Origin of the sequence: Roseateles aquae (genome assembly GCF_032337115.1) — a bacterium.
GTDB classification, from domain to species: Bacteria; Pseudomonadota; Gammaproteobacteria; order Burkholderiales; family Burkholderiaceae_C; genus Roseateles_C; species Roseateles_C aquae.
Map to the genome: position 1 here is coordinate 195,723 of NZ_JAVXZY010000007.1, position 14,723 is coordinate 210,445.

Below are 14,723 nucleotides of genomic sequence, written 5' to 3' on the forward strand. Positions count from 1 at the left end.
GTTCGCCAGCAAACACCGGGCGGCCACCAATGCCGCCCGACCTGGGCTGTCACGGCCTCGGCCCCTTCAGCGCGAGGCGGCCGAGGCGCTCTTTTCCGAAGCCCCCGGCGCCGCGCCCGCCCACAGACGCTTCAGACGCGCCAGTTCGGCGTCGTAGTTTTTGTTGACGCGCACCATCTCCGCCTTCTGGTTCTCGATCAGCGTGCGCTGCGCCTCAACGGCCACATCGTTGGCATCGAGCTGCTGCTTGAGCTTGGGCGGCAAGGCCTTGCCCTTGTAGAACTCGGCCTCGTCCAGCAAAGGCTTGCGCTCCACCGCCAGCGACTTGATACGCGACTCGGAGCTGCGCATCGCCGTCTTGATATCGTCCAGAGCCGCTTCACGGGCGCGCTGGTGGACGTCCTCGGTTGGGAAGCGCGTCATCAGATTGCGGTCGCGGCGCACGGCGTCGGCCTGGCGCGCACGCTCCAGGGCCAGCTTGCGTTCATTGGCTTCGGCTACCGCGCGCTCCTCGGGCGACATCGCCGGCGGCAGCACGCCGCGCTGCGAGCCGTCGGAATTCAGGATGCGCTGTTCGCGGCTGGCGCAATCGGCGATCGGCCGGTCCGAGGTGAGCTTGCGTCCGTCCGGCGTCGTGCAGCTGTAAATGCTGCCCAGCCTGGGCGCTGGTGCCTGTGCATGCGATAGCGCGCCCGCCAGCAGCACCAGCGCGGCACAGGGAACAACGGCATGGAGGCGAAAGTGCCGCATCAGACTCCGTAACGATCTCGATAGGCCTGGACCGCCGCCGCATGGGCCGAGGCCACGGCATTGCTGGTCGTCTGCAGATACTGCAACAGGTCTGACAGGCCGGCAATCGCGGTCACAGTCAGTTGCAACTGCTCGGTCACATACTGTACTGCCGACTTGGCGCTCTCAACGCCGTTCTCGACCGCCTTTTCTTGCCGATCGAGCGCGATGGCGACGCCGCAGGGCGTGGCGCCGGCCGCCTTGATCATTGCAATCGATTCGCGCACCGAGGTGCCGGCCGAGATCACGTCGTCGATGATCAAGACCTGACCCTTGACCGGCGCGCCGACCAGGGTGCCGCCTTCGCCGTGGTCCTTGGCTTCCTTGCGGTTGTAGGCAAAGGGCTTGTTGTGGCCCAGGCGGGCCAACTCGATGGACACCGCCGCGGCCAGCGTGATGCCCTTGTAGGCGGGGCCGAAGATCATGTCGAACTGCAGGCCCGAGGCCAGCAGCGTCTTGGCATAGAACTCGGCCAGGCGGCCAAGCTTCAGGCCATCGTCAAACAGGCCGGCATTGAAGAAATAGGGGCTCAAGCGACCGGCCTTGGTCTTGAACTCGCCAAAGCCCAGCACGCCGGCGTCAACGGCGAAGGCAACAAATTCCTGGGCCAGGACGGAAGGGGTGGCGGTGTGGCTCATCGGCGGCTCGGCTTCAAAATGGGTCGGCCGCATTGTAGGTGGGCATGAAAAAGGCCCGCAGTGTCAGCTGAGCACGGCGGGCCTGTCAGCCCCTAAGACAAGGGGCGCTTCAGTCAATCAAGCGGCGATCAGAACATCGCCTTGAACTGCACACCATAGGTGCGCGGGTCGTTGATGAAGCCGGTCATATTGTCAAAGTCGATCGCCCCCGTCACGCGGATCTGGTTGGTGATGTTGCGTCCGAAAACGGCAGCCTCGTACTTGCCTTCGCCCCAGATGTAGCCCAGGCGCAGCCCCCCTTCCAGCAAGGCGCGGCCGGTGTACTCCTTGGAGTCGTACAGGAAGTAGTTGACCTTGGAGCGATAGGCCCAGTCCGTGTAGATGAAGAACTCATCACCAGAAGGCATGGGGATCGAGTAGCGCGCCGTCGCGTTGGCAATCCACTTCGGCGCATTGGGCAGCACATTGCCATAGATGCTGAAGTTGCCGGATCCATTTGCCGGATCCAGAACAAGCGGGTTGCTGCCCGATCGCGGCAGTGCCAGGCTGCGATCCTTGATTTCCGTGTCGTTGTAGCTGGCCCCGAGGGTCAGCAGCAGGTTCTCCATCGGGATCAGGTCCAGGTTCAGCTCGAAGCCGCGCCCCTGACCCTTGCTCGCATTGAGCAAGGTATTGAAGTTGCTGGTGCCGCCCACGGCCGTCAATTGCTGATCCTTGACCGTGTAGCCGAACACTGTCGCCGACAGTCGCGCACGGCGGTCCCAGAACTCGGACTTCACACCGGCCTCGACCGAGGTCACCGTCTCAGGACGTGCCTGACTCAGCGGACCGAAGCCGCTGGCCGGGTAGATCGAAGCGGCGCGGAAGCCCGTCGCCACGCGAGCATAGAGGTTGGTCTCCTTGCTCAGCGCATAGGTGCCAGACAAGTCCCAGCTGACCTTGTTGTTGTCGGTGCTGGCACTGGTGCCATTGCTGCTGTTCACCGTGCCTGACAGCAGGGCCAGATCCTTCTTGTCCTGCGTGTAGCGCAGGCCGGCGCGCACATTCAGTGCCGGACTCAGCTGATAGTTGATCGAGCCAAAGAGCGCCCAGGCCTTGTTGGTCTGACGGGTCACGACAAACGAGGGTGCTGGCGGCGTCGCGTAGTCCCCCTGGACCATGTCGTAGCGCTCGTCAAACAGATAGAGGCCACCTTGCCAACGCAGCGGGCCTGCGCCTGTGGACTCGACGCGCAACTCCTGGCTCAGCTGACGGTGGTTGTCGAGCGCATCCGAGGTCTCCATCTGCCAGGTGGCATGCCCTTCGCCGCCGGCGTAGGGCGGCGTGCGTGGATCAGCTGAGAAGGGGTTGTGATAGATGTAACCACCATCGATGTCGGCGCGACTGAAGGGCTGGACCGTCTCGATCGCGGTGATCGAATGCAGGTTGATGCCGTCCAAGCTCCACTTCAGGCGTGCCGAGGCGCCTGTGGCGTGCAGGGTTTGCGTATTGAGCCCGTCAAAGGCGACGCGCGCGGGGTCGAAGCCATCGACCAGTTCGTTGTCACTGCCCGGCTTGATGACGTTGCCGCGGAACATGCGCGGCGAACCCTTGAGCTCGCGGTTGTGCACATTGAACAAAGCGCTGAAGTCCTTGCTTGGTTGGTACAGCGCCTGCAAACGGACGGCGCGGTCGTTGTAGCCCTCGGTCTCCTTGGTCACGGCCGTCGGCAGGGTGTTCTTGACCCAATCATCACGGTGCTGAACCTGGGCCGAAATCCGCGCAGACCAATCACCACTGAGCGGCAGATTAGCGGCGCCCTCGGCGTTCATCGTGCCGAAGCTGCCGTAGGAGATGTTGAAGTAGGCATCGCGCTTGTGTGAAGGCTTGACCGATTCAAACTTCACCACGCCAGCCGGCGTGTTGCGGCCAAACAGCGTCCCCTGAGGGCCAGCGATGACTTCGACGCTGGTCAGGTCAAAGGCCGGGAAGCCCTTCAGTATCGGGTTCTCCTGCACCACCTCGTCATAGATCAGCGAGACAGGCTGTGAGGCATTCAGGCGGAAGTCGGTATTGCCCAGGCCGCGGATGTAGAAGCGCGGGAAGGCGCGGCCGAACGAGGACTCGATGTTCAGGCTGGGCACGCGGCCCGACAGGAAGCGGATGTCCTGGCCGCTGGAATTCAGCACATCCAACTTTTCACCGCTGATCTGCGATACCGCATTCGGCACGTCCTTGATGTTTTCGATGCGACGCTCGGCGGTGATCGTCACCGTTTCCAGCTGCGTGCTGTTGGCGCCACGCGCAGATTCGTTCTTGCCTTCGGCCCGGTCCTGAGCTTTTTCCTGCGCAACAGCCTGCTGCAGCGGCCAGGCGCTCAGCGCCAGGGTGACGGCCAGCGCCAAATGGGCGCGGCTGGGGTGACGGGTCATGGACATCTGGGGTACTCCGGTAATAGGGGATGAAGCGCAAAGGTGAGCGGCGGCCGAAGCGGCCACCTGCACACAAGCAAACGTTTGCCAATGAACGGCGACCAATCTAGCAAGCCAGCGCGCAGAAATCAGTCGCGCGCTGGACGGTCACAAAATTCCCTTGGCTTTTGTTGTCGATTGGCATCAGACCACTTGCGGCCGGGGGCGCTGCGATACTCGCGCGATCGTCAATTCCGGGGTTCGTGTCGTGCGTTTCATCACCGCCAATCTGAACGGCATCCGCTCTGCCGCCACCAAGGGCTTTTTCGACTGGCTGCCGCAGCAAAAGGCAGATGCACTGGGCGTTCAAGAGGTCAAGGCACAGGACGAACATGTGGCCGGCACCTTCTGCAGCTCGGGCAAGCTCAAGGGGCATTTCCACTACGCCGAGAAGAAGGGCTACTCGGGCGTTGGGCTTTACACGAAGGAAGAGCCCAGCGAGATCCTGATCGGCTTCGGCAATGCCGAGTTCGATGCCGAGGGGCGCTGGATCGAGAAGCGTTTCGACAAGCCCGGCCGCAAGCTCAGCCTGATCAGCTGCTACTTCCCCAGCGGCTCCAGCGGCCCGGAGCGCCAGGAAGCCAAGTACCGTTTCCTCGACGCGATGTTTCCGCATCTGCAAAAGCTCAAGGCCGAGCGCGAGTTCATTCTGGTGGCCGATGTGAATATCGCGCACAAGGAGGCCGACCTGAAGAACTGGAAGGGCAATCTGAAGAACTCAGGTTTCCTGCCCGAGGAACGCGCCTGGCTGGACAAGCTGTTCGGCACCGGCAAGAAGGATGGCGGTCTGGTCGATGTCTACCGCCAGCTGCACCCCGACACCACCGACGAGTGCTACACATGGTGGAGCAACCGCGGCCAGGCCTATGCCAAGAACGTCGGCTGGCGGTTGGACTACCACTTCGCCACGCCGGCACTCGCCGCCACCGCCAAGCGCGCGGCGATCTACAAAGAGCAGAAGTTCAGCGACCACGCACCGCTGACAGTGGACTACGACTTCAAGCTCTGAGCCGCTGCTGCGCCGCCTGCCGTCAGCGGCGGCGCATGGCATCAGCCCGCGGTGCCATAGCAGGCGCGCAGCTGTGTCAGCTCATAGAAAAAACTGCCGGGCCGCAGGCGGGCCGCATCGCAGGCCGGCTTGAAGGCGGTCTGCCGCTCGTTGTGAAGCATGCGCAGCCAGATCTTGCCTGTCTTCCGCTCGCGCCAGGCATCCCATTGCAGATTGGCGCTATAGGGCGCTACCCGCTCACCACGCCAGGGATTGTTGTCGTAGCGATAGAGCTGCACGGCTGGCAGCTGCACATGCATGCCAGGCAGCTCCAAGGCCGAGGCCAGCGGGATCAAGATCTCCGCATGGCTGAAACGAAAGCTGGCCAGGTCCCGGCCGGCCGTGTCGGTGGCTTGCGCCGCCTTCAGCACCTGGGCAAACATTTCGTCGATCAGCTGCCCGGCCATCGCGTGGTTGACGGTGCCGTGCTCGGCAATGCCCGGCCCCTTGACGTAGAAGTCCTCCGCATCGTTGGCCCAGGCCAGCAGCTTGGCCGCGTCTTCTGGAAGGTAGGCTCTGAAGTCATGGCCGCCCAGCTCCTGACGCAGCCCCGGCGCAATTTCATAGGCCGCAGAGAGTGCCATCAGCACGTCGACCGCCGAGCGCAGCACGGTCCTGCCATCGCCCAGGGTCATGGCCGCGGCCGGCTGACCCTTAGCGCGCGCCGCGCCCGCCAGCAGGCCCTCGTTGCGAAACTGCCGTTCGCCCTGCTCCAACGAGGCGACGAACTCAGCGCTGAAGAGGCGCTCCAGCACATGCCGCGCCGTGCGGCGCAGCGCCGGGTCGGCCTGAACTGCCGCGAGCTTGGCCGCCACCTCGGCGTCATCGGCGGCGGCCTGATAGGCCTGGCTGCGCTGATAGCTCAGATAGGCGGGGTCGGCCGGGTCAAGCACCAGATCGGTTGCCGCGTTGAGCTTGTGAAAGTAGAGCAGGAAGCGGTTGGTGCCCGCCGCCTGCGCCTTGGGCGCGTTGGCGGGATAGCCCTCAAGAACCGGCCGGTGCACCCACGCAGCCAGCGCGGGTCGATCGGCCAGCAAGGCGCGAATGAAGACCTGTGCGCTGTCCTCGGCGCGGTCGACGCCCGAGCTCAGCAACTCGATGCGCCCGCCCCGCCGTTTCATGTCGCTGACGTCGAACAGGGCCGGCATGCGCTGCAGCAGGCGCCGGGCCAGGCCTTGGTGCTCAGCCATTCCCAGGCGAGAGAGATTGCCAAAGCCCGGGCGCCTGACGCCCTCGACGCCCTCGCCCAGCCGAGCGTTGACGCGCAACAAGCGCTCCAGGTCTGGCCCTAGCCGACGGCCCAGCGGCGTCAGCGCGCCCTCGGCACGAGCGGCGCGCCAGAGCTGCAGCAGCGCCAGCTCCTGCTTGGCGCCGGACATGCCTCGCGCACCGTGTCGGGCCACCAGCTGGGTGTGCAAGGGCAAAAAGTCGGTCGGCACGGGTTCCAGCGTCGCCATGCGCTGCTGCGGCTGGTAGGGCGTTTTGGTCGTCAGCCAGGGCGGGGGCTGATTCCCCGCGCTCGCTGCGCCCACAGCCAGCATCGCCAGCAGCGCCGCCAGCCGGGGCCGCAACCGGCCTTCAAGCACACGGGCGGCCATCAGAACACCGACGCCGTCAGCGACAGACGGAAACTGCGCCCGTACTGCTCGTTCTGAACATTGAAGGGCTTGCTACCCAAGTAGACGTAGTACTTCTCACGTGTCAGGTTCAGCACCTCGGCGTTGAGTTGCAAGCGCGGCGTGAGCTTGTATTTCAGCGACAGATCCAGCTGCGTCTGCGCATCGACCCAGTTGTCTGCATTCGTGTCCAGCACGTCGGCACCGGTCTGCAGCAGATAGCGTGATTTGGCATTCGCCGCGATGCGACCGCTAAAGGCGCCCGTTTCGTAGCCCAGCATCAGGTTGATGACACGGTCCGATTGCCCCGGCAATGCGACCTCGCGCGACAGCAGGGCCTGCGCCGCCTTGTCAAAGCGCGACAGCTTTGACTTCGAATCGGTGAAGGTCGCGTTGGCGCCAACGATCAGCCCCCCCATCCAGCCGGGCAGCTGGCGCAGCGCCTGGCTGTAGGACAGCTCCAGGCCTTTGACACTGGCGCTGTCGCCATTGACGGCCATGGTCGCGGTCGTATAGCCGGCCCAGGCCGCGGAGCCAGCCAGATTGGTGGTGTAGCTGAAGTCCTTGATGTCCTTGTTGAAAAGATAGAGCGAAAGATTGCCGTCGCTGCCGAGCAGGCGCTCGACGCCGAGATCGACGTTGTGCGCCCGCAGCGGCTTCAGGTCCGGGTTGCCGATGCTGGCCTCGGTCGGGCTGGCCAGCGTCACGCCGGGCGCCAGCTGGCTGAAGTTGGCGCGCACCACCGCCTGGGTCAGCGCGGCACGCACACTGGTCTGGTTATCGATGTCGTAGCGTGCCTGCAGATTGGGCAGGGTGTTGGCATAGCTGCGGCCGGCCTTGCGCGGTGTCACGCTGCCATTGACGGCAATCTGGCTGCCGGCCGCATCAAACGCGGTCCGTTCGCGGCGCAGGCCGGCCAGCACGGTCCAGTTGCCCCAGTTGGTGCTGGCCTGAGCATAGAGCGAGTCGATGTTCTCGTTCATCGTCCAGTCATTGATCGTCGACGCGGCAACGTTGGTCGCAGCGCGGCGATCCAGGCCCTGCACACGGGCGCGCACCAGGGCCGGATCAATGCCGAGGCCGATGCGTTGTGGAAAGTCCAGTTCGCTGCCAAGCAGGAAGCTGCTCATCGCCATCGGCCCGGCACCCCAGTAGTTCGGGCTGCTCGCCGTGGCACTGCTGAAGGCCCATTGGTCGGTGTCATTGCTCTTGCTGCGGCGGCTCAGCTTGGCGCCGACCTTGAACAAGGTCTCGGCCTCGCCGAAGCTGTGCTTGCTGCTGACGTCCAGCTTGGCATGCTTCTCCTGATCACGGCTGAAGCGCTCCTGAAAGGTGATGGCATTGAGCTTGTAGGCGCTCGTATCGTAGAGACCGGCGGGCCCGTTGATCTGCGGCCGCGTGCTGTCGGTAAAGCTCAGCCCGGCCATATTGTTCTGGCGGAACTGGACGTCGTTGAGCGCATTGGGTTGGTCCTCATCGGCCTTGCTGTGCCCCAGCGCAGCGCTGATCTTCCAGTTCTCCAGCGTCTGCTCGCCGCCCAGCACCAACGAGCTGATCATCCGTGTGTACTTGCGATCGCGCAGGCGGCGTTCGACGCGGCCGGTGAAGGTCTGCCCCTCCGCGGCCGAGCCGCCGGTGATCGTGCCGATGGTCAGCCGGTCGCGCACCTCGTCATCGCTGAAATGGCTGACAAAGCCGCGCAGATAGAACGCCCGCCTGTCGTTCGGCCGCAGATCCAGGTTAAGCCCCAACGCCTGGCGATCCCGCACCGGCAGGTAGTCGCGCAGTTCCACGCCGCTCATGCGCCCGTTGGCCGTCCAGGCGCCGCCGCTCTCGACATCGTCCGAGGCGAACTTGCGTCGCTCGCCGCTCAGGCCCACGGCAATGCCGAGGGTGCCGCCGGCGAGACGGTCAGCCCACAGCGCCGAGGCGAAGGGGCTGCTCTTGCCGAGCAGCGTGTCGTGGCTGGCACCGACGGTGGCACTGAGCAGTCGATCCGGCAGATCAAAGGCCGACAAGGTCTTGACCTCGATGCTGCCGCCCAGCGAGTTGGCGTCCATCTCCGGCGTCAGCGTCTTGGCCACTTCCAGCGAGCGCACCAGCCCGGCCGGCAGCACATCCAGCGAGACGCCGCGCCGACCGTTCTCCGGCGCCGGCACCAAGGCACCGTTGATCGTCACGCTGTTCAGATCCGGCCCCAGGCCGCGCACGCTGACGTAGCGACCCTCACCCTGATCCCGTTGCACCGACAGGCCCGGCATGCGCGCCAGCGCCTCGGAAGCGTTGATGTCGGGCAGGCTGCCGATATCGTCGGCGCTGACGACGCTGACCACGTTATCGGCCGCGGCCTGCGCCTTGATCGCCTTGCGCAGACTGGCGCTCTGGCCGGTCACGACTACAGCGTCGAGCTGCTGGCCCGGTGGCAGCGTCGCCGTCTGGGCCTGCACTTCAAAGGCGGCCAACAGGCTGAGGCTGAGCAGGCGCAGGCGACACTGCGGTGAGGTAAGCGTGGACATGGATGGGTTCGAAGAGCCAAGAATGACTCGCACCTTAGGAAGCCGCAGAGGCAGCGCCATGACAGCCCCTCACGTTGGGCGCAAGGGCGCAGGCTGCGCTCGCCAATGAGCCGATCCGACCCCCCGCACGCAACAGGGCAGAGGCCATGACAGGCTGTCATGAAAGCGCCGTAGCATCGCCCGCCCATGAGAAGTGCATCTTGGCCGCCCATGCCTTGGCGGCGATTCAAGCTGGAACAGGTGCCTGTGCTGGGCCTGCAGCATTTCGGCCATGCCCTCACGCTGTGCCTGGCCCTGCTGCTGTGGATCGTCGACCAACACGGCCAACTCAAACCCAGCCAATCGCTGAACTGGCTGGACATCATGTCCGAAGGGCTGACGGCCGTGATGCTCGCCATCTGGCTGATTCAGGTGCGCAGCAGCCGCCCGGCCGGCCAAGTCAGCGATCTGCTCTGCCTTGGCCTGGCGGCGATGTTGCTCGGCGGCTGGGTCGACGTGCTGGACGAATTCTGGAGGCTGCCGAAGGCCCCTCACTGGTGCCACTTTCTCGAGTCAGGCCTCGGCCTGCTCGGCGTCTTGCTGCTGACCTGGGGGCTACAAGGCTGGCGCCAGGAACAGCGCACCCTGAACGAGCAGTGGCGGCGCCGCGAACGGCTGTTCCGCGAGCACCGCAGCCTGGACGGCGTCACCCAGCTTGCCGGCGCCAGCTATATGGCCGCCCAGATCACGCTGGAGCGGCAACGCGGCCGCCGCGGCCAGTTGCTGATGCTGGGCTGGCAGGGTTTTGAACAGCTCGCGCGTCGCCACGGCCTGGCCGAGGCCGAGCGCATGCTGCAGGCGGCCGGTCAGTTGCTGCTGCTCAATCTTCGCCCCGACGACCTGCTCTGCCGCTACGGCAGCGATCGCTTCGTGATCCTGCTGCCGGACTGCGACTCCGCCCTGGGCGCCGAACTGGCCAGCGACCTGCGTCAGGCCCTCGCTGCCTTCGCCCACGCGAGCGCCGATGGACAGGCGCGCTACAAGCTGCCCGTGCTGGCCGCCCAGGCGGGCTGCGACGAGGCGCTGCCGCCCGAGGCGCTGCTGTTGCAGTTGCTGGAGCGGCTGCGGCCATGACTGCCGCCGCGGCACTGCAGGAGCGCATCGCTCAGGCCCTGAGCCAGGGGCTGGGCGAGCACATCGTCGCGCGGCCTTACCAGCTCGACAGTGCCTTCATCCCCTGGTCCCATCAGCCTGCGCTGTTGGAAGACTACGCCCGCAACCGCGAGCTCGATATCGATCACTGGCTGGCCCATGCCGGCGCTCGGCGGGGTCAGGCCTTGAGCCCGCGCCAGCTGCTGGCCCTGCTCGACCCCTTGCAGCACGCCGCGCGCGACAGCGCCTTTGTGCTTGGCCAGCTGGCCCTGCCGGGGCATTACGGCCTGGCCAGCCATGCCCTGCAAGGCGCGCCCGACCTCCTGCAGGCGCTGCGCCTGCTCTGCCGTTTCTCAGCGAGGCTGAGCCCGCTGCTGACGCCGCGGCTGCTGATCCATGAGGACGAGCTGCTGCTCTACTGGACCGAGGCTTGTGGGCTGCCTACCGCTCAGCGCAATCATCTGGTCGACATGCAGATGAGCGCCGTCACCGCGATGGCGCAATGGCTGGGCACAGAAGCACTGCCCTGGCGCTACAGCTTCAACCGCACGCAGCCGGCCGATCTGTCGCAGCACGCGGCCTATCTGGGGCCACGCCTTCAGTTCAATTGCCATATCGATGGCATGCGCCTGGCCCTCGGCCCTGCCCGGCGCCCCTGGCCAGGCCGGCAGCCGGCGGGTATCGCCGCGGCGGCGCTGGCCGCCCAGGCCGATCCGCCCGCGCTGCAGCGCGGCTTGCGGGCCGCCTTGTATGACAGCATGATGGCCCGGGCGCCGGCCCTGCCGACCCTGGACGAATCAGCGGCGCAGTTCGGCGTCAGCGCTGCGACGCTGAAGCGTCACCTGGCTCAACAGGGCACGCACTACCAAGCTGAATTGGACACCGTGCGTGCCCATCTGGCGTTGTTCCTGCTGGCGCTGGACGGCCATAGCAATGAGACCGTGGCCACGGCGCTGGGCTTTCACGACACCAGCAACTTCCGTCGCTCGTTCAAGCGCTGGACGGGCCTGACGCCGGGCGCCATCAGCAGTTCCCCCTCCATGCTGGGCATCTGAATCGCGGCCAGCACCTCAGCCACTGGCCAGCGCCCGGTGCAGCGCCGCCTGATTCAGCCATTGGCGCAGGCGCAGCTGAATCGCCTCCTGTTCGGCGGCCAGCCGGGCGTTGCGGGCCTGCAGCCAGTCGGCGCGGGCGATGGCGCCGACCTCGTAGCGCAGCTGGGCCTGGCGCTCGGCTTGCTGGGCCTCGTTCAGCCGCGCCGCATTGGCCGCGCCTTGCGCGCGCAGTTCACGCCGTTCGGCCGCCAGCTGCTCGATCTCAACCAGCGCCTTGTGCACGGTGTCGCGCAGCTGCAGCGCGGCGCTGTCCAGCTGATTGCCGGCCTGGGCCTGCTGCAGATCGAGGCGGCGCCAGTCGACCATGGGCACGACCAAGGTCGAGGCCAGCGTGGCCAGCGGCTTGTCCAGCCAGTCGCGCCACTGCGCGCCGCCGGTGCCGATGCTGGCACTCAGGCTGAGGCTGGGATAACGCGCCGCCTCGCTGGCTCGCCAGCGGGCCAGTGCGCTGTCGACCTGGCTGCGGGCACGGCGCACATCGGGGCGGCGCTCCAGCACCTCGGCCGGCGCGCCGGGTTGCCAGTCCTGTGGCGCCGCCTCAGGCAGGGTGGGCAGGGCGGGCAGCTGCGGCGCCGTGTCGTCCAGCAGCAGGCCGAGGTTCAGCTGCTGCTGCACCCGTTCGCGCTGGGCCTGCGCCAGCCGCGAGTCCAGGCCCTGCAAGGTGCTGGCGGCGCGGTCGATCTCGATCGGCAGCAGCTTGCCCTCGCTCACCCGCAGCCGGGTCAGCGCCAGCACCGCCTCGGCGCCGCGGCGCTGCTCCTCGATCAGCGGCTGCTCCAGGGCCAGCGAGGCCAGCGTCCAGTAGCTCTCGGCGACACGGTTGCGTATCAGCAGCTGCGCGGCCTGCCAGTCGCTGCGCTGCCCTTCGGCATCGGCCGCCTGGGCGGCTTCCTGATGGGCCACCCGCGACCACAGATCGACTTCGTAGCTGACGCTGGCGGTGGCGCCGTAGCTGCGCGTCAACGGCCCCTGTTCGAGCAGGCGGCTGCCGGAGGCCGTGCCGCTCAGGCTGGGCGTCAGGCCGCGGTCCAGCGCGGCACCGCGCTGCTGCAGCTGGGCAGCCTCCCAGCGTTTCAGCGCCAGCGCGATATCGCGGTTGGCCTGCAGCGCACGGGCTTGCAGCGCGGCCAGTTGGGCATCGAGTGCACCGGCCCAGTCGGCTTCGGTACGCTGGGCCGCGTCCAACTGCTGCCATTGGCTGGGCAGGGCCAGCGCCCGGGCCGCCACATCGGGCGCCGGCTTCGCTGTCAGTCCGCTGCTGGCGGCGCAGCCGGTCATGGCCATGATGGCCGCTGCGGCCAGCAGGCTGAGCCCCCGTCGTGCTGCACCCATGCCGCGGCGTCCTTGCTGCTTGTTGTCGAGATTGTTCTTGTTCATCTTCGCCTCACTCACGTGCCAGGGCATCCACCGGGCTCAGTGCCGCCGCGCGCCGCGCCGGCAGCGTGCCGAACAGCAGGCCGACGATGCTGGACACCGCAAAAGCCACACCCAGCGCCGCCCAGCTGACCTCCACCTTCAGCTCCTTCTGCAGGGCATTGATGCCCTGCGCACCGAGCCAGCTGAGGAACACGCCGACCAGGCCGCCCAGGCAGCACAGCACCACCGCCTCGACCAGGAACTGCAGCCGCACATCGGCCTGGCGCGCACCGACCGCCATGCGAATGCCGATCTCACGGGTGCGCTCGCTGACCGAGACCAGCATGATGTTCATCACGCCCACGCCGCCAACCAGCAGCGAGATCGCCCCGACGCCGGCAAACAGCAGCGCCATCGCGCCGGTGACCTGCTGAAACTTGCGGAACTCTTCGTCGGCATTCCAGGAGTCGAAGTCCTCGACGCCGTGCAAGGCCTTGAGCCGGTAGGTCAGCTGCTTGCGCACCTCGGCCGGCGGTACGGTGAAGTCCAGCAGCACATTGAACTGGTCGGAGTCGACCCGCACATCGAGTTTGCGCCCAAAGGTGGTGTGGGGCATCAGCACCTGGCCGAACCAGGACCCGAAGCTGACCGCGCCGCCGGTATCGGGCGCCACGACGCCGACAATCGTCAGCGGCAGCGCCACGCCCACCGGCACCGCCGGCGCCTGGCCGGGCACAGCGCCGTCGGCCGAACCGCTGGGCATGGCCTGCGGCGCCAGCAGCAGCGTGCGGCCCAGCACCGTCTCGCCGGGCTTGAAAAGAGTCTTGCGGGTCTTCTCGTCAATCACCGCGACCTGGGCCGAGGCGGCGAAGTCCAGCGCCGACAAATAGCGCCCCTCGACCAGCTTCAGCTTGCGCGCCGCCAGCGTCTGCTTCTCGGCGCCGAGCACGCTGACCATCGCGTCGCGCGCGCCGTGGCGTGCCGTCAGCTGCGCCTCGCGCTCCACCGTCACCGCCTTGACGCCGGGCAGTGCGCGCACCGCCTCGATTTCATTGGGCCTGAAGGGTTGCGCCTGCGTACCGGGCGGCAGGTTCGGATTGCCGCGGAATACCGGGATGCGGCCGGACAGAAAGCTGCCGACGTCTTTCTCGATGCTGCCGCGCGCCGCGTCGGTCAGTGCCAGGATGGACACCACCGCGGCGATGCCGATGCTGATGCCCAGCATCGACAGCGCCGTGCGCAGCCGGTTGCCCTTGAGCGACTGCAGCGCCGATTGCAGCGCCTCGCGCCACTGCATCTGCTGGCGGCCCCACCAGCTGCCAGGCGGCAGCGCGGCGGTCTCGCCGTCCAGCGGCCCCGGCAGACGGTGGTCGGCCGGCGTGCCGCTGTCCTTCAGCACCCGGCCGTCGCGCAGCTCGATGATGCGCCGCGCATGAGCGGCGACATGGGCGTCGTGGGTCACCAGGATGATGGTGTGGCCGCGCTCGTTGAGTTCGCGCAGCAGTGCCAGCATCTCGGTGCCACTCTGCGAATCGAGCGCGCCGGTCGGCTCATCGGCCAGGATGATCTGGCCGCCATTCATCAGCGAACGCGCAATCGACACCCGCTGCTGCTGGCCACCGGACAGCTCGTTGGGCTTGTGATGCATGCGATCACCCAGGCCCAGCCGGGTCAGCAAGGCCTCGGCGCGGCTGCGCCGGGCGCTGCTGCTGGCACCCGCATAGACGGCCGGCAGCGCGGCATTGGCACACGCATCCATATGCGGCAGCAGGTGGTAGCGCTGGAAGATGAAGCCGAAGCGCTCGCGGCGCAGGCCGGCGAGCTCATCGGCGCCCAGCTGGCTGGCATCCTGCCCGTCGATCAGGAACTGGCCAACGGTCGGGTTGTCCAGACAGCCCAGCACATTCATCAGCGTGCTCTTGCCCGAACCGGACTGGCCGATCACGGCGACGAACTCGCCGGCCTGGATGCTCAGGTTGATGTCGTCCAGCGCCGGCACGTCGATCGCACCGAGCCGGTAGTGGCGGCCAACGCCGCGCAGCTCTATCAAGGCAGCCATGGCGG

At 66.7% G+C, this 14,723-nt stretch carries 10 protein-coding genes; 3 read left to right on the forward strand and 7 right to left on the reverse strand.

The features are described 5' to 3' along the window. Window positions 1–66: 66 nt before the first annotated feature. The 3 genes from RQP53_RS17250 to RQP53_RS17260 all read right to left on the reverse strand — a co-directional run bounded on the left by RQP53_RS17250 (window position 67) and on the right by RQP53_RS17260 (window position 3,844). Window positions 67–750, reverse strand: a complete 684-nt coding sequence (locus RQP53_RS17250) for a hypothetical protein (protein WP_315651916.1) — start codon at window positions 748–750, stop codon at window positions 67–69. Next, window positions 750–1,427: an orotate phosphoribosyltransferase gene (gene pyrE / locus RQP53_RS17255; RefSeq protein ID WP_315651917.1), complete on the reverse strand. Its 678-nt coding sequence runs from the start codon at window positions 1,425–1,427 to the stop codon at window positions 750–752. The genes RQP53_RS17250 and pyrE overlap by 1 nt, the downstream gene beginning before the upstream one ends. Window positions 1,428–1,555: 128 nt before the next feature. Further along, window positions 1,556–3,844, reverse strand: a complete 2,289-nt coding sequence (locus tag RQP53_RS17260; RefSeq protein WP_315651918.1) for a TonB-dependent receptor — start codon at window positions 3,842–3,844, stop codon at window positions 1,556–1,558. A 241-nt stretch (window positions 3,845–4,085) separates the two neighbouring features. On the opposite strand from RQP53_RS17260, the gene RQP53_RS17265 reads away from it, so the two are divergent. Continuing rightward, window positions 4,086–4,886, forward strand: coding sequence for an exodeoxyribonuclease III (locus tag RQP53_RS17265; protein WP_315651919.1), 801 nt, complete (start codon window positions 4,086–4,088; stop codon window positions 4,884–4,886). Window positions 4,887–4,927: 41 nt separating this feature from the next. Here RQP53_RS17265 and RQP53_RS17270 read toward each other — a convergent pair whose 3' ends face one another. Continuing rightward, window positions 4,928–6,523, reverse strand: a complete 1,596-nt coding sequence (locus RQP53_RS17270; protein ID WP_315651920.1) for a histidine-type phosphatase — start codon at window positions 6,521–6,523, stop codon at window positions 4,928–4,930. Continuing rightward, window positions 6,523–9,057 (reverse strand): TonB-dependent receptor, encoded by a 2,535-nt coding sequence (locus RQP53_RS17275; protein ID WP_315651921.1) that lies wholly within the window; start codon window positions 9,055–9,057, stop codon window positions 6,523–6,525. Before RQP53_RS17275 ends, RQP53_RS17270 begins: the two co-directional genes overlap by 1 nt. Before the next feature lie 186 nt (window positions 9,058–9,243). On the opposite strand from RQP53_RS17275, the gene RQP53_RS17280 reads away from it, so the two are divergent. Together RQP53_RS17280 and RQP53_RS17285 are read left to right on the forward strand one after the other, a co-directional pair. Then, window positions 9,244–10,170: a diguanylate cyclase domain-containing protein gene (locus RQP53_RS17280; RefSeq protein ID WP_315651922.1), complete on the forward strand. Its 927-nt coding sequence runs from the start codon at window positions 9,244–9,246 to the stop codon at window positions 10,168–10,170. Continuing rightward, on the forward strand, window positions 10,167–11,243 hold the full coding sequence (locus RQP53_RS17285; protein ID WP_315651923.1) for a helix-turn-helix domain-containing protein: 1,077 nt from the start codon (window positions 10,167–10,169) through the stop codon (window positions 11,241–11,243). The genes RQP53_RS17280 and RQP53_RS17285 overlap by 4 nt, the downstream gene beginning before the upstream one ends. Window positions 11,244–11,258: 15 nt before the next feature. Here the strand turns inward: RQP53_RS17285 and RQP53_RS17290 are convergent, their stop codons facing one another. Beyond that, window positions 11,259–12,680, reverse strand: coding sequence for a TolC family protein (locus tag RQP53_RS17290; protein WP_315651924.1), 1,422 nt, complete (start codon window positions 12,678–12,680; stop codon window positions 11,259–11,261). A 7-nt stretch (window positions 12,681–12,687) separates the two neighbouring features. Continuing rightward, entirely contained in the window at window positions 12,688–14,718 is a 2,031-nt protein-coding gene (locus tag RQP53_RS17295) for an ATP-binding cassette domain-containing protein (protein WP_315651925.1), read from the reverse strand. Window positions 14,719–14,723: the final 5 nt, after the last annotated feature.

Bases quoted from the DNA above. Each gene is read 5' to 3' on its own strand.
- RQP53_RS17250 (WP_315651916.1), bottom strand. From the start codon at position 750: ATGCGGCACTTTCGCCTCCATGCCGTTGTTCCCTGTGCCGCGCTGGTG.
- pyrE (WP_315651917.1), bottom strand. From the start codon at position 1,427: ATGAGCCACACCGCCACCCCTTCCGTCCTGGCCCAGGAATTTGTTGCC.
- RQP53_RS17260 (WP_315651918.1), bottom strand. From the start codon at position 3,844: ATGTCCATGACCCGTCACCCCAGCCGCGCCCATTTGGCGCTGGCCGTC.
- RQP53_RS17270 (WP_315651920.1), bottom strand. From the start codon at position 6,523: ATGGCCGCCCGTGTGCTTGAAGGCCGGTTGCGGCCCCGGCTGGCGGCG.
- RQP53_RS17275 (WP_315651921.1), bottom strand. From the start codon at position 9,057: ATGTCCACGCTTACCTCACCGCAGTGTCGCCTGCGCCTGCTCAGCCTC.
- RQP53_RS17280 (WP_315651922.1), top strand. From the start codon at position 9,244: ATGAGAAGTGCATCTTGGCCGCCCATGCCTTGGCGGCGATTCAAGCTG.
- RQP53_RS17285 (WP_315651923.1), top strand. From the start codon at position 10,167: ATGACTGCCGCCGCGGCACTGCAGGAGCGCATCGCTCAGGCCCTGAGC.
- RQP53_RS17290 (WP_315651924.1), bottom strand. From the start codon at position 12,680: ATGAACAAGAACAATCTCGACAACAAGCAGCAAGGACGCCGCGGCATG.
- RQP53_RS17295 (WP_315651925.1), bottom strand. From the start codon at position 14,718: ATGGCTGCCTTGATAGAGCTGCGCGGCGTTGGCCGCCACTACCGGCTC.